Raw genomic sequence first — 24,944 nt, forward strand, 5'->3', positions numbered from 1 at the left:
TTGCTTCTGTTTAACTTAGCGGGTGGTACCGGTACGGGTATCGAACGTCAGGCTTAGCTCAATAAATTCAGCCGGAATTAAGACTGCGAGGCTGATTTTCATGATCATTTTTCCGGCCCGTATATCGGCTTCACTCATCGATTCACCCACACCCAATAACACCTCAAACGCCTGATCTTCTTGGGTGCCTCGTAGCCCGCCGTTTAACCATAATTGACGCAACCAGTTGTGGGCTTGTCCTTTAAGTTTCATCCAAGTGATAGCGTTATTAGGCTCAAAGACAAAGGCGCGACCTAGTTGGGTCATATGGGCTTCGATATAAGAAACCAGACGGCGGATTTGGATATAACGCCAGAGTGAACCGGGCGTATTTTCCAACGTTCGGCATCCCCAGATCCTAATACCTTTGCCGGGAAAGCTGCGCACCAGATTCAGCGAGGCGCCATCCGGGTTAAAGAGCGTATTCGCTTCAATATAAGAGTGGACCGGGCTAATCACTTTGGCTAAGGCAATGTTGGCCGGCGCGGTCCATACGCCTTGTTGGTTATCGTTACGCTGGATGACGGCCGCCACTGCGGCGGTGGGTGAAAGTACGATAGGGTTTTGCGCGTTATCCTGATAGGCGCTTTTCAGCAGCGGCCAGTATACGGCGCCCCATTGTCGATCAGCGGAAGAGAACCGTTTTAAACACTCAGCGGCTAATGTGGGATTGTCTGGGGCATCCAATAATCCCATGATACCGCGTCGGCTTTTGCAAAGATTGAGCGCCGATTGCCAAAATTGTAACCAAAGATCTCTTTGAGTATAGGAAACCTCTGTCTGATTAAAGCGGATAACATCCGGGGTGATAATCAGAGTAATATCGTTCTCTGCGGAAATCGTTTGTGTCAGCCACGTTTGTTGCAGCGCGGTGATCAATGACGAAAAATCGCTTGATGGCTTCTCCGTACCCAGTGACAGCACATAAGCTTGCTGGCCGCCGTTTTCAAAGAAATGGCGCACGGAATAGTACATTAATCCTGACTCAGGAAATGACCGGGTAAAATCGGCCAGGCTGTGGAGCTTGATAGCGATTTTATTGACTGGCGATGAGGTGTAACCAATAAAAACCGGTATACCGATAAACGTGTCATCCTGTTTTGGGGATATCAGGTTTTCTGTGACGGTGACGCTCGGCTGTGTTATCTCCATTATCGTCTCCTTAGCGACTGAATAGACGCGGTGTTTAACCGCGTCTCAGTACGATTACTGTGCTACATGTTGTGAAAACTGAAGGATAATAAATTCAGCCGGACGTACCGCGGCCATGCCCACTTTGACAATCATTTTCCCTTGTTTAATGTCGTCGTCAGACATGGTGATACCTTTACCAATCTGAACAAAATAAGCTTCCTGAGGTTTATTTCCCGCTAATGCCCCTTGTTGCCATAAGGAATAGAGATAATTGTCAATGGCTGACTTCACTCGCTCCCAAGTAGGTTGGCTATTGGGTTCAAAAACAGCGGTGCGCATGGCTTGCTTGATATCCCGCTCTGCGCTGTTAAACAGACGTCGAACCGGAATATAGCGCCAGTTGTCATCATTTTGCAGAGTACGTGCGCCCCACACCACAAAGCCCCGCCCATTGAAATAGCGAATAGCATTGATGCCCTGTTGATTCATGGTGCCTTGTTCATCGTCATTGAGTCGTTCAGTGACATCATTGATACCGCTTAGCACGGCATTCGCCGGGGCTTTCCAGACACCACGGCTGGCGTCAGTGGCACAATACACGCCCGCCATTACTGCACTGGCAGGAATGACGTTGCCGTTGGCGGCTATTTTGTTCTGTATTGTTTGAGTAGCTTGTTGGTAGACAGCTAGATTTTTCTGTTTGAGTTGCGCCAGATTGGTGATTGCATCGAGTTTTGTTTCCGCATCTTCATAACCTGAAACAGCTATAGCACTATCTTCCGCTTGCATAAGTTGTGAGACTTTCACCGCTGGATAGTAAGTTGCGGTTTGCGATTGCACATTAACGCCAGGTATGCTGGTTTTAGTTTGGCTGTCAGCGATCAGAAAATAGCCGGCATTCAATAATGCGGGGGTTAAGCTGTTGTATATCGCGCTCTGGTAAGAAGAATCCTGTTCCGGGCAGACGATTAAAGTAATCTCCAGAGCTTGCTCAATTAATTCGGGGATTAATGCCGAAGCGGTAGCATCTTGGGGATTAGCAACCGGCAGGATATAACAAGGTCCACCGCCATTTTGAAAATAAAGTTTTACCGCGTCACTACTTGTTGTGTAGGTACCGACAGTCACAGCGTAAGTGTAACCGGAGCCTGTATCATTTGCGCTAAGAGAGATATCGGTTGTAGCAACAACTGCTGCATCGCCTGCAACTTTCTCGGAAGGCGGAGTGGGAGGCGGTGGTGTTGGCGTTGGTTTAGTCGATGTGATGGCGATTGACGTAATACAACCGACATTAAATAGATTGGTAAAATCCAGCCAGCTACTAACACGTACCGCTTTTAGGGGTGAGCTAGTTTTTTTAGGTTGGAAACGGCCAATAAAAACAGGTATTGCGGTATTCCCGTGGCTGACAGAGAGCGATAATGACGCATCTTCTTCAATATAGACGCCAGGATAAGTTGGTGTCGTTGGCATGCTGCCTCCAATTATTGTGCGATATTCTGCGTGAACTGCAAGATAATGAATTCGGCTGGACGAACAGCGGCCATGCCGATTTTGACGATCATTTTGCCCTGCTTGATATCGTCATCAGTCATGGTGACGCCTTTACCGATTTGAACAAAATAAGCCTGATCGGCTTTGTCGCCCATTAATCCGCCTTGCTGCCAGAGGGAATGGAGATAGTTATCAATGGCCCTGCGTACAGCTTCCCAAGTCGGTTGGCTGTTAGGCTCGAACACCGCGAAACTCATGGCGTTTTTAATGTCCCGTTCCGCGCTGTTAAACAGGCGACGAACCGGGATATAACGCCAGTTATCGCTGTCTTCAAGGGTTCTTGCTCCCCAGACCAGCGTACCAATCCTAGGAAAAGTACGGATCATATTCAGTGCTTTACCTTGGTTATATTTTCCTTGCAGATCGTCGGTCATCGGATATTTAGGTTGTAATCCGCCCTGAACAGGAACGTTGGCGGGGGCTTGCCAGACGCCCCGGCTATTATCGACACTGGCATAAATACCGGCCATGACGGCACTGGGTGGAATATCAATGGAGGCTTTATTTTCTCCCCATGCAGCGGTCAGCCAGGGGTAATAAACCGCGCCATATTGAGTTGCTGAATAAGGCTTAAGTACATCATCGGGTGTTTGGGTTGAGGTTATTTGATCCTTTGGGCCGTCAAAAATAGCGAATAATCCTTTGCCTAATTGACAAAGTGTTCCGACGGCGGTGGTGATCTCTTCTCCGGCGGCAACCAATAGCGTGACATCATCAAGTACCGGCACTTGCTTTTCTAAATCTTGCGTTTTGACGAGATAACCATATCCACCGCCGTTAATAAAATAGGCCCGCAGTGCGATATCAAGTTTATCGGAAGGATTAAATTGTCCACCTTTTAGTGTTAAATACTCCAGCCAGCTACTGACGCGAATATAGGGCTTACTTGATATTAATGAATTATTATTTGCGACGGCAAAAACAGGCACTGCCGTTGCACCGGAACGAACAGAAAGGGACGGTGAAGCGTCCTCTTCAATATAAACGCCGGGATAAGTTGGGGTTATTGGCATATTGCCTCCAAGTTATTGTGCGATATTTTGCGCGAACTGTAGGATGATGAATTCGGTCGTGATGAACCATGCCAATATTGATCATCATGTGTTAGCGCATGGATAATTGGCTATGTCAGACGATTGTTTTCTTTAATATAAACATCGGGATAGATCGTTATTGTGGATCTATTAAGGTGCCTGAATGGTGACTCGATCCGCGACCAGTGCGATTTCTTGAATGGCAATATCATTGCTGGTGGCGTCAAAAGAGGGGGAGGTGAATGACGTTGGGAAAGCGTTTGTCACATTCCAGGTCATTAGAATCTCGGTGCCGGCTTCGTTGGTCAGACTAATTGCGATATCTTTTTTCTCAACCTGATTAAGTTGAATCGCATTAATCCAGTCAAAAAGCTTAGTATCGCCGGGAAAGACGCCTTTACGCAGGGTAATATTGATCGATTGACGTTGGCCCGGCATTTTATAGTAATTACCGGTACCATCTTTATATTCGATGACGTCGTGAGAGATATCGAGTCCGGAAACATTGTTAAAAGGGATTTTCTCATCGCCAATAGAGACAACAAACCGATAAGCAGGAATGGGATAGTCAACAGCAATTTGTTCTGGAGTTATAGCCATGATTTTTTCCTTGATTGTTTACATTTGAAATATAAGGAAAACGTCTATTACTTTGTTTTCCTTATTACCTAACGATTGGGTATAGCTACCGCAACAACCTGATTTACATAGGTCTTTATTCGTATTAAAGGATTTGTTCAATGATTATTTAAATCACCTTTGATAAAGCGAGGTGATTATAGAGAATGAATTTTTAGGCGGTAGCATCAATTAATAATGATATTTATTTTTAATTGATGTGGCAGGTTTTAGTGATTTCATGTATCAGCGTTAATTTACTGCTTTCTGTAAACATGAAAATAAATAACAGGTGTGATTTTTATGTTGAATAATATCACGCGATTATGAGATTTTTCATTGCCTGGTAGTTTTGTTCTTTAATCATTTCAACGATAAATTAATTTTTGAATAAAAATATAATCATGAAAATGATTGCTAGTGAAATGAGTTAGAATATTTATTGGCGGTGAAAAAAGGGAACCGCGATTTCAGAAGCACGTGGATTCAAACCCGGTCTTTCGCTTGGAATGTAAATGTGCCGCTTCTATGTGTTTTGTGCATTGACTCAAGCATTTTTATGCCGATAACGTATCAACAGTAAGTTTGTCGGACATTTGTTCAAGTTCACTCTGGTGATTTCCATCACCGTTTCACGGCCAAGACCCATACCTCGGTGACTGTTCTGCCAGTCACCGTAAGATTCTCTTTTAACACGAATCGTTGAATACTGATTAAGAACTTTCAGCACGAGTTAGTGGCGTATTTGCTCAAGTTCGTTCTGACTCAGACCGGTGGTTTTCATCACTGTTTCACGATCGATTCCGCTGTTCAGCAATGCATGAGCAATTTTTAACGTTGCTTCCTGGCGTCCCTCCTGACGTCCCTCCTGACGTCCTTCCTGGCGACCTTCCTGACGTCCTTCTTGACGTCCCTCCTGACGTCCTTCTTGGAGTCCTTCCTGACGTCCTTCCTGACGTGCTTTATGTTCTAATCTTTGCGCTATTGTCATCAGTACCTCCTCATACTTCGGGGACTGTTCTGCCAGTCGCCGGATAAAACCCTCTGGATCGGCGGTATCTCCCGCCTGTAATAAGTAGTTTAGCACGCTTCTTAGCTGATCTTCCGTATGGTAACCATACGCCAGCAATATGGACAGTTTTTGCAGTGACCCCATCATGTCACGCTGCCAGATATGCTTTTGCACCATTTCCAGTAGCGCGACCCGTTTATGCGTTAGGATTTCATCATCCGAAATTACCGTCACATCTACCAGCGGGAATGGACTGGAATAGAGCTCCTTCGCCAGAGCTGGATCATCGAAGCAGTCGAGCCAATTGGTACTCCAGGGATACGGTTGTATTTTCCCGTGATAAAACAACACCGGAATGACCAGCGGCAATTTTTCATGTCCTTGCTCCAGATGCCGTTGCATGGCTGAAATACTGTAACGTATTAATCGGAACGCCATCATTTTGTCCGGGGAACTTTGGTGTTCGATCACGCAGTACACATAACCGTCACCTTGCACCGTTTTCAGTGAATACAAAATATCGGAATAATGCGCACGCAGATTGTCTTCAATAAACGACCCTGATGCCAATTGCAATGTATCCAGATCACAAACTGCCCGTAATGTGGCAGGCAAATGTATCTCTAGAAAGTCTCTGGCCGTATCAATATGACCTAGAAACTGTTTGAAAATAGCGTCATGTGGCGTTGGTGTATTTTTTTTCTTCATAGGCGGATAATAGCATACTTTTTTTATATTGAAGGAATATTAAGCAAGAAACTGAGCGGACTGTGATGTCTTGAATTTCCCTCTTAATCGAAGTTCAGGTTAATTATCAACATAACTTGTTACTGGATTGGTATTGGTATAAAAGCGCAAAGCCTGATCATTGCGACTAAAACAATAGCCTAAAATAACATGATAATCCGGAGAATTAATAATTTCTTCCATCTCCTGATAGGTAGTTTTTCTGACATCTTTGATATGTATTGGTTCACTCCTATCATATTCACCTTTTCTATCATCTTTGTCTTCATTAAAAAATAGCTTTTCACGTAAGTCTTTTCTTCTGACTCCATTAGTATTAGCATCCCAATTAAACCCAAAAGCATCACAGTGAGATCCCGTTAGGATTAAAATGGGTTTACCGTCATATTGAGGATTGGACGTAATCATTCTTATCGGGTGATTTAAATCATAATCTGTTATTGCGGTATCCGAACCATAAATTTTTTTACCATTAAATAATATAGAATGCCAATTTTTTCCACTGGCATTTCTTTTCTTAAGTTGTTGTTTGGTTAAAACAATTATTTTGGGATCACGCAACTGTTGAAACTCATTAGGTATATTCGGTTGCTTACTAAAAGCAGGACCTCTCATATTACTACTGCATAAATTATCAGTTTCTGATGTAGCCTCAGTCGTTCCTGCCATATGGAGTTTAGGGTTAAAAAGTGAATCGGTGGAAATCTCGCTTTGATGGCCTGTTTTGGCTGATTGGTGTTTCATTGAATTTATTTTTTTATTTGCGTAGCTATCTTTTTTATCGAAAGTGGAGTACATGTTATCACCTAAGTTTTGATTCAAATGTATATTAGGGGTAAATGAAATTTAAATTGTTGTTTATATTTTACTTTCATTTAAGAATTGATTTGATCAACCAACTCTGTAAGGTGTATGAGAAGAGATGATAATAAAATATCGATGATTAAATTTTTATTTCTCGACTTTTTTCCATTCCTTCACTTTCACGTTTCCTGGGATTTTTATTTCAAGACTGCCATTAAACTTACTATCTATACGTTCCAGAATCCCTTTTGCATCCAAACGCCCTAATTGAACTGGATTTATGCCAGATTGTTTTAATAATAATGATTTTAAGTCAGACAGTTTCCCTTTTACAGCAGGGGCTTGTGAAAGCTTTTTTTCGTGCAGCAAGTCAGGAGAAGCAAAAAATTCAGCTTCATCTAACCCAATTTCTTTAAGTTCAGCAGGGTTTTCTATATCAACTTCTGCAAAGTGAGTCGTATTAGACAGGAATTTTCTATCAGATACTTCTCCATTTATTGCTAACAAGAAGAAAGTAAATGCCGTATTTCCTAAACGGTTCCAATCATCTTCATTAGTATTGCTTCCTTGAGTACGCTTTAATGTTTTTTTTCCCTCATTGACTAAATTAAAATTTGATCCAATTTCATTAAATACAGGTTCTTCTATTTGGGCAGTCGTGTAATGCCTCAGCGTGAATTTCTTATCTTTTACTTTATCTAAAAGATTTGCAGGTGCTGTTTCAGAGGAGAATTTTATTTCATTATTGGTGATGTCATTCATTATTTCAAATGGCAATTTTCTATCGGAAGGGGAAAATCTATCTTTATACTGATTGAAAATATCTTCAGCTTTGGGTTTTTCATTCGGATTTTTGCGAGTGCCCGGTGTTACTGAGCTTTCTTTTTTCATCACCAAATCCGGTGTATGCTCCTGTGCTTTACTTTCACTGTCACCATTCTTTACTTCGGTTTCCAGTTTTTCGGTGTGCTGTTGATTTGGGGTGTCTTGTGCATTTAAATCTTTTCTATCTCTTCTATTTTTAGATGTATCGAGTTCAAGGTGTTCAGTTTGGTGCTCAGTTTGTTTACTGCTATTTGATCTTGCAGGAGCAGCAATAGCTTGAGCTGCTTGAGGGCTAATTTCGAATTTTTTTCTAAGTTCATTTATTATTGGCATGATATTACCACCTATGAATTTCGAATATTAAATAATATATGGATTAAATTAAACGCTAACACGAAAAAGTAAAATAAAAACATTAAAAATAATTAATTTTAATAAATAATTATTTGTTAAGTGAGTGTTTGCTATTTTAGTATGAAAATAATTTTAAATCCCAATTAACTTATCAGCATTTTCTTTAGAAACAACAATGCCGACACCATTTATCTTAACAATAGCTTCTTGGTTATCTTTCCATTTTACAAGCGTATCTTTTATTTGTGGTAAATAAGTTGTACTGGTAATGCCGTAAACTTCAACAATAACGCTTTCATTTTCTTGATTTAGATTATTTTCTGTATCAGGCTCGGTTGTCAGATTCACTTTAACAAGGGCAAGACGTACATCTTCTGTACCGCCTAATTCTGCGCATAATTTATCTATTAAAGCTTGGTTGATTTGTGAATTATCCAGACTGGTTTTTTGATCCACAGAAGCGGATATTTTACTGACAGGGATTACACTGTCAGAAGCAATGATAGTTGTCATGTTGACTCCAATTCTACTTAATTTTTAAAATGCCAATCGGCCGGTTTTATTTAATTCAAGTATCACGGCCCGTTCTATATGTTTATTTTTTAGGTTATTTTTCTATTGATTGGCATAAATAGGTTGGGTTGATTTTTCTGTTTATGATTTTACCGATGAATTAATAGCAAAGTACAAAGATAATCATACCTATGATTATCAGAAAAATAAATTAAAATGATTATTTTTTAGGTATATATTGTCTTGGTTATTTAATAACGTTTCTAGTATATGAGAATGACCATGTTGTATCCTGACTGTTGCAATAATGAAATAGAATCGGAAATTTATTGATATAATGGCACTTTCTTTTCAAGAAAGTTGCCATTATAGATTATTTATATAATCAATTCCTGCCTTATATTAATGATTATTGCAACTTGTTAATATCGAGATAGCTATCTCGGATATCAGGTTAGGCGCTATAAAACGGCGGATAGTGTAATTCGGACAGGCTATAACAACCGTTTTTTGAGTGAATTGATAACCTTAATACTATTACCGTTCTTGCCAGGGGAAACGATAGCATCCTCCGACAATACTTTAACGCTCACTTGGCCGTTATCATTAGCTAACAGCGCGTAGCTATAACCGGCTCTAATAGCGGGTTTTCCGGGTTTGATTTCATCATAGTTAAAAACGCTGACATTTTCTGCGGTATTGTCAATCACAACTGCCTGTTTTCCCATATAGGTAATAACACTCTGATCATACTCTGCAAAAATATTCACTAAATCGTTATTTTGTTTATTAACTGCAATTGGTTTGCTATCCGATAAAAGGGCTTTATGACTCTGAGCGGTAGTGACAACACCATCCTGCCCGGTTCTCCATTCATCATCGCCCGGTTTTTGGCCGGTATGGTAAGCAAAGAAATAATTATCCTTCACGGCATACACCATAGTGCAACCGCTTAACGCCCCTGACGTGACAATGATCGGATACCCGGGCCGAATATCTCGCAAGGCAATTTTTATTCCCACAGTTCCCGATGCGCCATTAACCACATTAATACCGGTAATATTGTGGTCTAATTTATTTTTTCCCCAATGCTTTCCTATAGCTCCTGAACCCGATTCTGAAGAGGTTACTTGATCACCACGAAATCCCGTAACAACATCATGAAAAGGGATCTCCTGACCAGAGTCACTATTTCTCAAAGAGCTCGCCTGCTCAAGCTGATTATTGCTATCATAACGATGTGCTATCACCGGTATATCGATTGGCGCATTATCACTACCCACCAGTAATCCCTTTCTCTTGAGCGGAGAAATATGCCCTTTATTAAGCTTATTATCCGCGGTGAAGTATTTTAACATTGATAATTCCTCTATAATAATTAAATTTTTTACCTTTAAGATTTATCTGATAATGATTGTTCAGATAATCTGATACTACGAATATAAATATTTAAATAATGCATCTATTTTCGACTGAGAAACAAACTCTCATAGGTGTTTCTTTAGTGCAATAGTTTTAGTTTACAGCATAATGTTATCCGTTTTTGTTTTGTTATTTAACTATGTGTATTTAATCATAAAGTTGAATAATGGGTATTTAATTGAGATCTATTTTCAGATTTGTCTTGTTTTTATTATCAACGTTTTGGTGCAATAATTATCTGATTAATCAGAAAAATAACAAAATGTATGGATTTGAAAAATTAATTATCATTGGAAATAACGAGGGCTATATTATTAAATATAGCCCCCGGGTTTTACATATAAATTATGGTATATTATTTAACGTCTATAATACTAAATTTCACTTTGATGTAATAACTGTTTTCACTTTCACGCTTTAGATATAAATTATTAACATCTAGAATGCTTGTTTCAAGTTTCCCATTTTCTTCTCTTCCGGCTTTAAAATCTTGGGAATTGCTATTAATAATATTTGCCAGATAGATTCCTATCATGTTTAGATTTATAACCTTTATTGCCAATGAACGAAAACCTTCTGAATCATTGATTTCTAAAATGACATTTCCATCTGATTTATCTCCGCCTTTAAAATGTAGGTGTTTGCCTACTGTTATTTCACTGAAATCAAGCAAGTTATTGCTATATACATTGAAGTTGGATAGAGAATGATTATCCAGTACTGTTTGTGTTTGCATTAATTCAGGGCTATCTTCTTCTCTGCCAGGTAAAAAGATATCATAATTTTCTTGTTTTAAAGAATCAGCAAAAGTAATAATTTTATCATCTGTTGTTACCACGCCAATCATATATTCGCTATAACTGAGAGTGTTATTGCTATTGGTAAATAACATCGATGTCAAAAGGTATTTTATATCTCGTGGTTCATTAAGATATTCATTGACATTAATAGTGGAAATCTCTCGTTTAGTTCTGTTTGAACCCTCAGCTTTAGGTTGTGGTAACGTTTTCAACTCTTTATTTTCCCAATACTTTTCATGTTCGTTTCTATAGCCGCGAGTGACTGCATAAGAACGAGTTGTACTTCTGGGTTTGCCGTTATCCCAGATTTCTCTACACGCTAATACATGAACATTTTCATAATTTTTCTCTTTAATGAATTCAATAAGGTCTTTAATACTGACTTTTTTATCAATAGGAACATTTGGGTTAATGCTTATTAAGTCAACAGCCGGTGTGCCATCATTTACCCTTATTACTGTTTTTCTGTTTTCGATTAATGCCAGAACATACTCTTTTTCTTTATCTTTTTCATACCATGAAAATTGATATTCTGCGACTTTGGGCACTGAACTATTTTTTAATTTTGAGGCGCTAATGCCTGTTGCATCTTCTGCCCTTAAATTTGTATGTTTTTCTATAATATTACCGATGTTCTTTAACTGTTCAAATTTCTTTTCAGTAAATAACGATTTTAATAAGTCATAATCTTTATATCTGTTAGGGAATGCTGCCCAGAATTTTTCATAATTTCCGCCAACCGCTGAATGAGGATTTAATTTATTAAATTCATTAACAAATCGTTCAATAAGTGGATCATCTAACCGGTATTCATCTGGCGCCCAAAATATAAGATTTTTATTTTTTGGAAATATAATTGGTCTGGCTGAATTCTCACGACCACCATGAGCGGAAAAAATAGCGGTTTTACTGGTAGCAGGATTTTCGTTTTTATCCCAGGCGGTATAGATATTGAATTTAGAGTTGGATTCATCAACTCCCACAGTATAATTTGAATCACTGTTGTCTAATATTTTAAATTTACCGACTTCTCCTTTATCCCTTAGTAGATAAAATGCATCCTGACGAGTATCCCCGGTCGGCGATCTAACAAATGTTTTAGGCCGATTGGCATTTTCGGTCAGTATCTTTTCTGATGAATTTGTTAATGCTTGAAATTTTCTATGTTTATTAATATAAGCCAGAGCATAAGCTGATCTGGCGACTCTGCCATTCCCGTCACCAAATGGATGAATTTCAATTAAAGTTGAATAGATAAGGAAAGGATCAACGCCATTAACGCTTTTTGTTCTTGCCAGATAATAAGGAAGAATCGTTTTGGATGATTCCATATGTGGAAATATCTGATCACCAAAACCACGATAATGTCTTAATGTAGCACCCGGCTTTAAACGATAGAGTTCATCGTGCAGTTGTGTCAATATATTAAAATCACTGATATCTTTGTCAATATATTTGGATAGTACTTTTGTGACATGGTGTGCGTCATTAGCGTTTGATGTACTTTTACTGACAATCCAATTGGCTGCTTTATTTAAATGACTGCTTCCTGAAATATCTTCAACATTAATTATTTTTCCTAGCTGATCTGAAAAGGTTAATTTATCGTCAAGGAAAGTTGATATATAATTAATTCGTTTCCTGTCATTTATTAAAGTATAACTTCTTGCTGCTACTTCATCTTCAAGCTTCCTGAATGATATTTTATTGATTGGACTCCCTTCATAATCTAATGTGATCGAATCCTTTATCATCTTATTAAGTTTTTCCCAGCCAACAATTTCAGCTAACTCTTTGGCCTCTTGCGTTTTCATCAGATGTGATTGTAAAACTTCTGTCTTTTTCTCAGTATTAAATCTTGACCAATATTTTCGATCAAAAAACCATTTATATCTATTGCGAATGTTTTCTAATCTCCACGGATTAGTGTTTGAACCGGGAATTTTCTTGACACTCTCTCTGGCTAATTGAGAATTTCCTCTATAATTAATGTTTATTTTTTTGATATTGAATTTATTAGTAATGTATCCACCGCTATTCTCAATTAACTTTGCGCCTTTAGCAATTTTTCCACTGATTGCCCGATTACTAAAAATTGCATGGAAAGCGGATGAAACAGCAAAATTAACCCAAGCCTCTTGTTGTAATGCGTGACTCTCCTCATTAGTGTTCACAATCGCTGATTGAATAAGTGGTATGATGGTATTGGCCGTAATAGTGGCTAAATAACCTTTGATCGGGCTGATAGGGAGAGTCATTGAGATAGCCTCGAAAAGCTGTCTGATTATATTAAGATAATAATCAGCTATAATTTCACTTTCCGTATAGCTTATCTCATCCATATGTTCTATATATTTATCAAGAAATTCGTCTACTGTTGTTCCTGTGGAACCAGAAAGTTTATTAATTCCTTCATTGATATAATATTTCACATCTTCATTGTTTCTAAATCTATTGATATATCTTTCATAATCACCGGTAACATCGTGCAATTTAATTAAAATATTTTCAATGTCGCTATTTAATAGATATTTTATATCTTTTCCACTATATTCAACTTTATTAAACTCTTTGTGATTGATGTTTCTAATTAAATCATAAACTGTGAAATATTTAGTTATGGGTTTTGGTTGGTTTTTACATACATCAAATTTTCTATTAATCTTAGGCTTGCATTTATCAAGCATTCTCTTTGAAATAATAACAGTAACTCGTTGATCTAAACGAACACGATTACCAGAAATTTCTTTAACTCTAGATTCAATATACTGATAAGGTGATAATATTTTTGAAACCGTATCTTCTGCCTTTGCTAATCTTTGAAGTTTTGTAATAACGTTCTGATTAAATTCACCTATTTTATTACCTAAATCATTATTAAGCAGATCTTGCTGCATTTCAAATGTGATCCCTTCAGGGAAAATAATTTTTTGTTTAATATCATCTGATATATTACCTTTCAGTAATCCCAGAATCGAAACTCTAGCAATACTATCTTCAATTGCAAGGCAAGTTTCTATGTCAATATTAGAAGTAAGATTATGCTCTTGGCGCCACCCTTCAAAGTAATCAATCAGAACTATGTCATTAAGTTCTTCATTGTCAAAATTAGATTCATGATAACGATCCAACTCTTCTGAATATTTAGTCTTTAAATATTGTAACGAAGTATATCCATAAAAATCATAATTATAAGGAATATGATTGGACATTACAGTAATAGAGTCAGCATCAGTTTCAAATTGCCGATTTTTATTAAAATAGATCATCTCCTCATATCTATTTTCTAACTCAGGTACTGAATAGGTTTGTTTATGAATATCCGTATGATGAAAGGCCCTGAAATATCTTGCATAGGGCACTTGTTCTACTCTCAATCTATGATAATTAAAATTTTTAGCGTGGTATATTTCATAAGCTTTGGTAAAGTCTTGTTCAGAAAAAATAGCGACAGGAATATCAGAATGATAACCGCTATAGGATTGTTCACTTATTTGATAATTAAATTTCATTTTATTGGTCTCTCTATTTTTTATTGATGGTGTTTTATTGCATGATGAGTGTTTTTGCTATGTTTTTTTGTTTGGCATATTTCCAATTATTAATTTCATAATGATAAATATATTAGGAGTAAATAATATATATTAGTTGTCATTGATATTTTTCCTATTATATCCAGAAACTTTTATATTTTTGGAGGTAAAGGTATCGGCTTCAATTCCACCTAAATCGGCACATAATTTATCAGTCAGAGCTTGGTTGATTTGTGAATTATTTAGGCTTGGTTTCTGAACCACCGAAGCAGAAATTTGGCTAATGGGTGTAATGTTGTCTTTAATATCTTGCAGTTTCATTGGTACGGTAATTGAATACATTAGAGAGAGGCGAGGGCGATTACCGAGAGCTTGCCAAAAGTTACCCAGGCTATTTAAGTTTTCTTGTTGTGGAATAATCCGGGTATAGGCGCCAGGAATGCCGGTTAATTGGCGGTTGTTAATTAATGCATTCAGAACACGAGTCATCACTTGCGCTGCTTGATTATTGGGTTGGCTATCCGGGCTTGAACTGTCGCTTGAAGGTTTATTCGCATCCCAGTAAGTGATTAAATAGTTACAATTGATATTAACCCATCCCGGCAATAGTGTGCTGGTAATCGGGTTATAACGCCTTGGTTCGGCAGAGCGTAATTGTAAATCTTCATTGATGTCATAAAGAAATACACTGACCGTCGGTTCCGATTGAATGGAATTAATTTCGGGTAGATCAAAACGGATATCAATTTTATTGCCATTGGTATTTAGATACTGGGATAAAACAGTATTTAATGCGTTATTTACTTCAATAATCGCATTGTCAGAAGCAATTAGGGTTGTCATATTTATTCCAATTTTGTTGAATCTTTAGAAAACCAATCGGCCAGTTTTATTTAATTCAAGTGTAACAGCTCGATTTAGATGTTTATTTTCGATTTGATCACAGTGGTCATTTTTTGCTAACATTGAGGCTAATAGCGCAATATTTCTGATATTAGCCCCGGTTAAATCAGCTCGTTTAGCCAGATGGGTAAAATCAATGGTATCGGATAATTTAATTTGTTCCGGCCAAATGACTTGCCACATTTTCTTACGTAATATTTCATCGGGATAAGCAAAACGGGTAATAAAGGTAAAACGGCGATTAAAAGCACTGTCTAAATGGCTGCGATTATTGGTGGCTAAAATTACTAATCCCGGATAACTTTCCAATCTTTGTAATAAGTAGGAAACTTCAATATTAGCATGTCTGTCTTGAGCATCTTTGGTTTCACTGCGTTTGCCAAATAAAGCATCCGCTTCGTCGAAAAATAGCACGCCGGAATCCGCTTCGGCCAGATCGAAAATCCGGGAGATGTTTTTTTCCGTTTCGCCAATATACTTATTCACCACGGTAGAGAGATCCACTTTAATTAGATCAACGCCAAGATGACCGGCGATCACTTCGGCAGCCATCGTTTTGCCAGTCCCGGATTCTCCATAAAATAGCGCACTAATACCGGTGCCATAACCGATTTTTTCCTGAAAGCCGGTAGCCAGAATTTGGTCACGGTAATGAATGGCGGCAATAATCTCTTTTAATTGTTGGGTTAATGCGTCTGAAATGACTAAATCATTAAGGCTGCGTTTGGGCGTTATTCGTTGCGCTAATTTACCGAAATTCTGTTGAGCACGGAAACTTAATGCCTTATGCAGATCGGTTTCTTCCAATTGACCTTCCGGTTGTCGGAGTATTTGGTATTGATTCGCTTCTATAAGGATTTGCGGTAATGTTTCTGCGGTGAATGAAAAACGTTGGCATAGCTCAGTAATATTTATTTTCTGAACGATATTATCCGATAAACTTGCTTCCAGCATGGTTTTTTTATCCGCCAGAGTCAGTACCGGCATATTAATTTGCACTATTGGCAGGTGTTTAATCCACATTAGTGAATCTTGTGGTTCTGCCAGACAAACTACACGTAATTTTGGTTGATTTAATAAATCGGATAATTCGCTATGTAATATTTTCTTTTCATCTTTGAGCAAAGAAAAATTGAGAATTAATAAACAGGCATCATGTAATCGTGTTTCCCGTACTGCATCTATCAGCAAGTTAGGATTACTTTCCTCCGGCAGTTGAGCTAAGTCTAGAGTTAAGGTATTGATATTATGAAATGCCATAATATTGCTTACCGCTAATTCTCTGGCGCTATCTTGTTTTCCTCTGAGTATTACCAGCGGGCGTAGTTCATCGGTTTTATTTAATAATATTTTTTCAAGTGAACGGTAAAGGGGTTGTGGATACCAACCGTGTGAGGCAGAAGCATGCCAATAAGCACAAGTTGTCAGTGGCGGTAAAATAACCCGTTGGCCTGATAAGAAATGCCAAATAGTGCTGTGAGTTAGAAATTGAGTTTGTAACCAAATAGGCTCTTCGTTGTTATTAAGCCGTAATAGTTGATGACTGATTAACGGTGTTTGCGGCAGAAGGCTATTTTGTAGTAATTGCCGATCACTTTGGCGTTGGCTAAATAATTCAATTGCTAAGGCAAAACTCGGCCACTGTTTTTTGCTGTTACCGTGCAGAGCAGCAAATAACGCATGATAACGGCTATCGAAATGGGGTAATAAACCTAATAATAAAACATCCCGTTCAAATTCAGTGAGTTCAAAACGTTCAACTAATTGTGATAATGCATTGGGGTTTTCTTCGATTTCAGGGAAATTAATAATATCATCTTGTTTAGTGATCCAATGAGGAATGCCTTGTGGCTTTGTCAGACGCTGGTTTAATTCATCTTCGGTAAGGAGAAAACTCTCCGGTAAATAATCGTATTTTTCTCCATTTTGGTAATAGTAATGTTGTAATCGCAGATCAATACGTTCCAGATGAGGGTAAATCCAGTGTAACTCTGTTGCCATGTAATGGTTGTTTTTAAGTAGAGAGTTCATATAAACCTGTTAAATATTTTGCCAGTCGATTAATAAAGAGCGATCCAACCAGGGAAGTTTGGCGATATTTAATGGCCACGGCCAGTCAGCCAGCAATGCATCAAATGGCTGTTGCTGGATGGTGATTTTGATTTCTTGCTCGTTTGTCAGCAATTCTCCCGGTCGTTGTAAAAATAGTTGGCGGACATCATTACGGCTTAATTTTTTCCAGCCGGGAAGTTGAGCAATAACGGTATCTAGCCATTGCTCTGTTATCAATTGCTTCTCTGGTTTAAGAAAGATTGATTCACTGTTTTCATCAGGCGTTAATCCGCACAGAATGTTATTGAGTCTCTTGCGCTCAGCCGGTGTTTCATCGGTTCCCCAAATCAGATAGTTAAGGAAATTAACAGCGCTAAATTGGGCTTGGCGATGGATAAATTTTTTCCCTTCAAGTAGGCCAAGTTGATTAAACAATGCGGGTAGTATCGGCCATAGTATTAATGTTCCGGCATTATTGACTTGGCGTGGAGAGTTTGATGCTGATAGTATTTTTTGATTTTCTGTGATCACCTTCTGATTTACCAGAGGTTGATGTTGCTGAATATCTGAAAAATTAATGTTATTCGTGGTTGATTTTTTACCGGGTGTATTTTTATCTATATGATTTGGCATAAAGCATTCCAATAGATATTGGTATTCTTCAACCGACAGATATTTTTGGCAAAGCCGTGAAACAGAAACGGTTTGCCAGAGTTGTTTTAGCCAACTATTTAATGGAATATTGTGGTTCATAGCTTGGCGAAATAATTTAATAACATATGTGGCATTAAGTACACCGTTATTAAGTTCAGTTGTAATATGTGAAATGATTTTTGTATTGGGTTTAGGTATTTCCTGAATATTATGCCGCTGTAGATATTCCAGTGCATTGAGTATCAGTTGTGCGGAGGAGACAAGCTCCTCCTGATATTGTGATTTGTTTACTTCTTCGGATAATCTGCGATTAATGGCAATGAATAAAGCGGGTTGCTTGATAGCCAAAAGTCGTTGTAGACCATGTTCAGATAGACAGCTTTTTGCCAATAGCAATATCCATTTGTTCTCTATCTGTGTTAATTGATGAGTAAGTTTATTAATATTAATCTCTTTATGATTGGTTATTGTCTCCAGTGTATTTAATTGGGAATATTGTTGATATAAAAAATGAATAAAACTCTTCGCATCAATTAAATAATTATCGCAGAATGCGGAAGAATCATCGGTAAATTTATTAGATATTAGTTCATTCAGTAGAATTTCTTCCTGATGGTTGTTTATCTGATATTGGTTAAGTGCTTTATTCAGCTCAACCTTGAGACGAACAGGGAATAATGAGTTAAATTCATAGGAATTTATTTCACCAAGATTAAGGGTTAATGTCTCTAAAGAGATATGCTGATGAATGTTATATTCATAAAAGTATGAGTTGAGTAATTTATGTATATTGTCTTGATTAAGCATGGAGCCATGCAATACTTTTTTAGCTACCTGTTGATTATTAGCTGCAATAGTAATGGTAATCCGATTTAACAGATTTGGTGCCCAAGACATATTAATATCTCATTTTTAACTAATAAATGTGGTAAATATAAATATATGTATAATACTATTCTGATTAACGAGTCTATTTTTTCATGATATATCTTGCATAAAATGCATTTATTCTTAAATTGCCTACTTGAACTTCTGTACTTTGTTCAACACCTATATACCCTACATTATATAAGAGCCAATCAACACTATTTATCTTTCTTGACCAACCTGAAATTAATGTGATCTCATTAGTCATGCCCTTGTTTAGATTAGGTGTGCCATTATTCCCATCGCACCATAGCCAACCATTAGGTAAACTGCCATTACTATAAAATGGTACAATTGTTCCTGAAGGAATAATTAAGTCCGCGAGTGCTGATGCAATTTGTTGAATATTAACACTTACACCATTTGAATTAACTGTAATACCATTGCCTGCTTTAACTGAAACACCACTATTATCAACAGTAATACCATTACTAGCCTTGACAGCCACATAATCGTAACCTGCATCAATGCCATTACCTGGGTTAACTGATATTCCATTGTCTCTATCAAACAGGCCATTGCCTATCTTTACAGATAAAACATCATTTTTGGGTTCTAATATTAATGGAGAAAAGGCATGACTGATAGGTTTTCCCATTTTTAAACTGACACCGTTACTGTCTACTTTAATACCTTCACCAGCTTTAACTTTTACCCCTTCATTAACTATTTCAATACCGTGATGATTATTGACTTCAAGCTTATCGTTGTTAATTCTCAATCCTCTGCCGGCATTGACTGCTAATCCGTTATTATCAACTGACAGGCTTTTATTCTTGATTTTTACACTTAATCCATTCTCATCTGCCTTTAAACCACCATTGTCGTTAATTTTTACCGCTAGTGCACCGCTATTATCCAGTTTCAGCGCTGAATTTGGATTATCTGTTTGACCGGGAGCTTTACCAACAGCCCAGCGCCCCATATCAGCAATATTAATCAGGTCGGCATAATCGGTTTGTAATGGAATACTGCCTTCTTTAAAGCGCTTTTTTAAATCATCTGCTGATGGGCCATTTGATTTGATATTTTCCATATTAGATTTTGCATTAGATAGATTAGATTTTTTTTCCATTTTTATCATCCTATATTATATGGTGTTAAATTATTATGACTTAAATATCTTATAGGTATTCCTGTATAATTAAACAGGAGAAGATATTTAATATTAAAATAAGTCTTTTGTAGTGCTATATTAATTTATTTTTATATTGGATAAATTAGTTTATATTTTTGCTACTGTCTTTATTAATAATTGCATTGAGTTTAGTTATGCCTACGGCTTAGGCACATATAATAATTGATTACTTGTTATGACTGTTGCATTCCATTGATTGCCAGATCCACCAATGACCTCGGTACGTTGCTGTTTAGTGGCAATTCGCATATTACCAATACCGGTTGCATTAGAAGGTAGGCGTCCTAAGGTTAAGGTTTCTAAAATATGGTATGCCTCGTCTCCTAAAGGTGCGTCATTGTTTTGCCAACGTTTATAGGTGCTGGCAAAATCTTTAAAATGTTCCGGTGATAACCAATGAATAATCATTGAAATATGCGCGGGGAATTCAGCTAATATTTCTGTTTTCACCCAAGATTCCAGTTTGTAAGGATCAACTTTGCCATTCTCAATTAACTGACGACTCACTACCACGCTGACCACAAATGAAAAGCGATCGGCCAAAGCATATTTTTCGCTGGAGAAATACCAGCGATAACGCCATGCTTCGGCCTCTTTTGGAAAGTTTTTATTCGGTGAGTCTTGGTTGCGTTTAATTAATATCTTGCCTTGAATACGATCAAATTTAACTACCCGCGCTTTGAGTTCATATTCGGGTGGTTCAGCGAGAACGGTACGAGCTGATATTTTTGAGGCTGGCCCAGATGGGGTAATCACATATTTCAGGGTGATTTCATCATTTTCTTCAATCATAGCAGGGAAGGGGCTTTGAGCACTGGATGTAATCCAACGTTGATCTTCGGTAGCATTTTTATATGTCTCGTCGGCATAAACCAATTGATAATCCATATCTTCCAGCCATACTGGGCTATTTTGCCAGCGCAGATTACCATCATTAAATTTCTGTCTTATTCTGTCCAGATTGCGTTCCAAATCGCTGCTGTTACGTGTACTAAGGGAAAAGGTATCTCCTGTTACTTCGGTGATCATTTGGCTCCGTAATATAAACTCTCTATCATCTTCAATAATAATCAGATTAATTACCTGACCTTGTAATAACTGACCTGCAATACCTTGCTGTGTGATGATGAGTTGATGATTTTTAGAGCCTGAATTCTCTTCAATTATCTTTAGATCGTCAGGTTTTTGTTTATCGTCGAATTTGGTATCGGGTTTTATCGGCAAAAGTTGACGGTGTTCAATTAAATAAAAAGGCAGGCCATCCAGATTAGGTGTTTTACTGAAACATTCCCCACCTAAACCCAAGCGGGCGGCAATTCTTTTTTGTAGCGCCGACACTTGATCAATCCGAATATTATTACGTTGATAGGTCAGTTCCGGTTGTTGAGCCAGATAGCCGCGCTGAGTAGACAAAAAGTCTTTGAAACCCAGTAGTGAGTTTGATGTAAGTGGTCTGGCGGCAAGTTGAGCGCCAAAATAGCCCAACAGATAATTCAGAATTGTCGCCTCTTTTATATAGTTTGGCTTCTGAATATGGTTATCAATATAGATTTGTGAATCGCGGCTTAGTTTTGCGGTTAAATAAGGAATGACTTGTTGGTGAACACGATGGCTGACTGTACCCGTTTTAAAAGGCCATTGCACACCGTGTACTGTTTCTCCCCGTTGTTTAAAGGCTAATAGTTTTGGTAAAAGGGCGAGTTCGGCACAGCCGTTAGCCAGCATTTGTTCAAAAGGGAGCATAAATTGGTGCAACTGTATTTGCTGTTGGTTGCTGGCATAGGTCTGCAATCCATAGCAAGCGGGTAATTTATTGCTTACCGGATAGTAATCCAGAACTTTACGATATTTACCCCAATGCAGTAATTCAGGTTGTGTATTAATCAGTGGTTCTGCAATAAGCTGCTTCTCTACATCATATTTGGTAACGCCAATTTTAACGCCCCCTTTGGCGGTAATGGTAAGCGGGCTGTTTGCTGAGGTAATTAATGCCAATGGATCGCTACCCCATAATCTGGGGTAATATCCTTGGGCGATTCTCCAGGACCAATTATCATCCGACAATTGCGTAATAGTTTTGTCGTGATTAGCTAATGCCAACCGGGTTATACTTTGCACACCTTTAATAGACAATAATCGGTTAACCAGATGACTTAGATTTAATACCGTAGCGCCGGTGTAATTTTTGACTTGAGGTAATGTCGGTATCCAACCGTGATGTAAATAAGGGCCGGAAAATATCTCTTCATGATTGTAACTCTGATCTTTCATAGCCTGAGTGGTATAACGTTTGGGTTTTGCCAGCACCATCTGTTCCGCCGTCATATAAACTTGGGCGAAGATATCAGGAAGATCAATGACGTTATCTTCAAGTTCAATATCAATCTGCAAGAGGAGATCAATGGGTTTCAACCAGATAATATTGCTGATGAATTCCCCCAGATTACGGTTATCTTTTAGGAAAGTTTTCAGCCTCTCCTCAGCCAGTGTTTTATTAGTTTCAGTTTCCCGACCAGGCAGTAAATAGAGCCAATAATTTCCTCTCAGAGCTAATTGGCTATCTGATCCGGAGTTTTTAAAGCTATATTCACGTTTTTCTTTGTTATACCAATATTCATAGCGTTCGTTTTCAGGTTCACGAATTAATTGGACATCATTAAAGAAAAAATAACTTTCGTTTGTTTCATTAACCGTGTCGCTGCTATGTAAATCCAATAAAGCCCGGCGATAATCTTCCGCAGTGATCGGGCCACAGGTTAGCGTTTGTTGTGGGCCAAATTCTTGGGGGAAAATACCGTCGCCGGGTGTTTGGTCCTCTGGTCTTGGCGTTAGAAGGTCTCTCAGCGGTAATGTGTGGCGATAGGCCAGATCGGAAGCGCCATAACAACAGGCTTCCAGTAAGGTGATGCCGGGATCGTTTTCACTGGTATTGCTCCAGCATTGGCCGGATTGTTGCTCAATCACCGTTTTGGCCTGAGCAAGTAGGGCATCGAAAGTAATATCGTCTTTGACGATGGGAAACAGGGCATCCTGATGACTCATTGGTTAGCTCCTTGGTTTGAGGGACGCTGTTCTGACCAGACTAAAATCAGCACTTCATTATCGGCAGCCTCGATCGCGACTCGGTTAGCGATGGTTAGGCTTAAATCGGTGACGCGTTCCACCAGAGGAGATTGCTGGATGGTGGCTAACAACTGGTAGTAATCAATGCGATTACCGACTGTCACGCCGATAGCGGCATTTTCTCCCCACGGCATATATTTTCGGCTTAATTGCTGTTGTAGCTGGTGATATCCGTAGTCAGGGTTAACGCCTGCGATAAAGGTCACTTGGTAGTTCACATTAACGTCAATGTAGGTGGGATTGTTGATTTCAATCGTTGCCCAAGGGCTGCTGAGTTGTTTGATCCATTCGGCCATCTCCGCCAGCCGAGCGGGGTTTAACGTTGGACGCAGCGCATCATCGTTATCTTTGTAACGGCTGTCAGGGATCACAATCAGTTGTTGTTTTTCCGGCGCCGGGATTTTGGTTAATTCACCGGCAGACGGGTATTTGACATCAAACAGGCTGACAAATTGTTCTTTTAATAAGGTGACAATGTTGCCCCAACTCAGCGCCCGGTTACGGTGAGATAACCGAGCCGGGAGCCGCGTCAGGAAGGCTTGTTCTGTTTCTTGCGGATGACCATCCCAAGAGGCCCAAGGTTGAGTGACGCCACTGATTGCAGGGGATGCATTGACCGGTTGTTTAATGCTGTCGGCGGCTAATCCGTTGATAAAGTGATCCTGTTCAACGGTGTCTGCGTTGACTAATGTCGCCGTGGCGGCGTTATACAACAAGCCCTTAATACGTGGATAATCTTGAGGATCGGTCTGATGAGTTATCTCGGCTTTCAGCCAGTAACGTCCCGTCGGCATCAAAGCCGCCTGATTTGCAGCATCCTTTGGCAATAAGGTGCGCCAGATACCCCGGTCAGACAAGTTATGAGTTTGATCGTGAACCAGTTGATTGATTGGCTGCCAGATATTTTTCTGGTTTAGATAAGACCAAGATAAATTAAGTGCTTTAACACCTTCTGACTGCCAGTATAAAGATAAAGTTTGCCCCGGTAATACATTGGTAAAGCCTAAGTAGAATGTGTCATGGGTTAATGACGATATATTTGCTTCGCCCCAATTCAGGTGGTCAGATTGAACCTCAAGATCATTGGATGTTTCGCTAAAAAGTTGAATGCCGTTTTTGGGGAATTCAATGTTGTCTGAGTCGCTTAATAGTATTGCTGATTTCCAGACATTATCAACTTTCCGATACCAACGCAGATCGGTTAACTTTCCCTGATTCGCCAGTAAATCCGTATCAGATGCATATTGTAACGGATTACCGGTATTGTCTTGCCCCGCATCAAACAGTGTTCCCTTGGCTACCAGAAATTCTGGGTTGTCAGTATTCAGAGTAATTTCGATAGCAACTTTATCCGCTTGCGCTTTTTTGGGTTTTAGCCCCAATAATTCTCGGTAATAAAGACTGCGGTGCCGGGCCGGAAAAGTATTTAATAATCGATTGGTTGTTTCTAATAGCTTTAAAAAAGCCAAGATAAAAGCTTGATGGGCCGGTAAAAGGCCATCTGTTTTATTTGCATTTTGGTAAATATCCGCCAATTGTTGCGGATTATTTTCTTGAATAAAGTAAAAACTATCCCAGAACTGTTTTTTCTCTTGATCGAAAGGGATTTCTTTTGCATAAGTTTTAAGCCAGTTTAAAATATCCAGCGTACTTCTTTCATCAAGTTTAAATGCAGTATCCGGCACAATAGCAGAGAGTTTATTTTCTAACTCGGCTTGTCCCATATTTTTATTACCTGTTATTTAGAATAAAGTTGAA

15 protein-coding genes and 1 pseudogene are annotated in these 24,944 nt (G+C 38.6%); all 16 read right to left on the minus strand.

Annotated elements, in window-relative coordinates; genetic code table 11:
* Positions 1-15 precede the first annotated feature (15 nt).
* Positions 16-1,191 carry a phage tail sheath family protein gene (locus EAE93_RS00815; protein WP_214038868.1) on the minus strand — a complete coding sequence of 392 codons (1,176 nt, stop codon included), beginning with the start codon at positions 1,189-1,191 and terminating at the stop codon, positions 16-18.
* A gap of 54 nt (positions 1,192-1,245) precedes the next feature.
* A complete protein-coding gene (locus tag EAE93_RS00820; protein ID WP_214038869.1) occupies positions 1,246-2,646 on the minus strand; it encodes a phage tail sheath family protein in 1,401 nt (466 codons plus the stop codon).
* Positions 2,647-2,657: 11 nt separating this feature from the next.
* On the minus strand, positions 2,658-3,740 hold the full coding sequence (locus EAE93_RS00825) for a phage tail sheath family protein (protein ID WP_214038870.1): 1,083 nt from the start codon (positions 3,738-3,740) through the stop codon (positions 2,658-2,660).
* Between the two features lie 171 nt (positions 3,741-3,911).
* Positions 3,912-4,361 carry a phage tail protein gene (locus EAE93_RS00830; protein WP_214038871.1) on the minus strand — a complete coding sequence of 150 codons (450 nt, stop codon included), beginning with the start codon at positions 4,359-4,361 and terminating at the stop codon, positions 3,912-3,914.
* 751 nt (positions 4,362-5,112) lie between these two features.
* Positions 5,113-6,099 (minus strand): Rpn family recombination-promoting nuclease/putative transposase, encoded by a 987-nt coding sequence (locus tag EAE93_RS00835; RefSeq protein ID WP_214038872.1) that lies wholly within the window; start codon positions 6,097-6,099, stop codon positions 5,113-5,115.
* A 99-nt stretch (positions 6,100-6,198) separates the two neighbouring features.
* The gene (locus tag EAE93_RS00840; protein WP_214038873.1) at positions 6,199-6,936 is read right to left on the minus strand and encodes a hypothetical protein; all 738 of its coding nucleotides are present in this window, start codon (positions 6,934-6,936) and stop codon (positions 6,199-6,201) included.
* Between the two features lie 153 nt (positions 6,937-7,089).
* Positions 7,090-8,100, minus strand: a complete 1,011-nt coding sequence (locus EAE93_RS00845; RefSeq protein WP_214038874.1) for a hypothetical protein — start codon at positions 8,098-8,100, stop codon at positions 7,090-7,092.
* A gap of 153 nt (positions 8,101-8,253) precedes the next feature.
* Positions 8,254-8,634, minus strand: a complete 381-nt coding sequence (locus tag EAE93_RS00850) for a hypothetical protein (RefSeq protein ID WP_181148429.1) — start codon at positions 8,632-8,634, stop codon at positions 8,254-8,256.
* 494 nt (positions 8,635-9,128) lie between these two features.
* Positions 9,129-9,992 carry a cytotoxic necrotizing factor Rho-activating domain-containing protein gene (locus EAE93_RS00855; protein ID WP_036780567.1) on the minus strand — a complete coding sequence of 288 codons (864 nt, stop codon included), beginning with the start codon at positions 9,990-9,992 and terminating at the stop codon, positions 9,129-9,131.
* 419 nt (positions 9,993-10,411) lie between these two features.
* Positions 10,412-14,368: a putative adhesin gene (locus EAE93_RS00860; protein ID WP_214038875.1), complete on the minus strand. Its 3,957-nt coding sequence runs from the start codon at positions 14,366-14,368 to the stop codon at positions 10,412-10,414.
* 201 nt (positions 14,369-14,569) lie between these two features.
* A pseudogene (locus EAE93_RS00865) lies at positions 14,570-15,232 on the minus strand (Pvc16 family protein); the annotation flags it as partial.
* Between the two features lie 24 nt (positions 15,233-15,256).
* Positions 15,257-17,323 carry an ATP-binding protein gene (locus tag EAE93_RS00870; RefSeq protein WP_214038876.1) on the minus strand — a complete coding sequence of 689 codons (2,067 nt, stop codon included), beginning with the start codon at positions 17,321-17,323 and terminating at the stop codon, positions 15,257-15,259.
* A gap of 9 nt (positions 17,324-17,332) precedes the next feature.
* On the minus strand, positions 17,333-18,895 hold the full coding sequence (locus tag EAE93_RS00875; protein ID WP_214038877.1) for a contractile injection system tape measure protein: 1,563 nt from the start codon (positions 18,893-18,895) through the stop codon (positions 17,333-17,335).
* A gap of 73 nt (positions 18,896-18,968) precedes the next feature.
* Positions 18,969-20,000, minus strand: a complete 1,032-nt coding sequence (locus EAE93_RS00880) for a hypothetical protein (protein ID WP_214038878.1) — start codon at positions 19,998-20,000, stop codon at positions 18,969-18,971.
* Between the two features lie 201 nt (positions 20,001-20,201).
* Positions 20,202-23,105 carry a hypothetical protein gene (locus tag EAE93_RS00885; RefSeq protein ID WP_214038879.1) on the minus strand — a complete coding sequence of 968 codons (2,904 nt, stop codon included), beginning with the start codon at positions 23,103-23,105 and terminating at the stop codon, positions 20,202-20,204.
* Positions 23,102-24,910, minus strand: a complete 1,809-nt coding sequence (locus EAE93_RS00890) for a hypothetical protein (protein ID WP_110086768.1) — start codon at positions 24,908-24,910, stop codon at positions 23,102-23,104. The genes EAE93_RS00885 and EAE93_RS00890 overlap by 4 nt, the downstream gene beginning before the upstream one ends.
* Positions 24,911-24,944: the final 34 nt, after the last annotated feature.

Origin of the sequence: Photorhabdus akhurstii, from assembly GCF_018448925.1 — a bacterium.
In the GTDB taxonomy this organism is placed as follows: Bacteria; Pseudomonadota; Gammaproteobacteria; order Enterobacterales; family Enterobacteriaceae; genus Photorhabdus; species Photorhabdus akhurstii.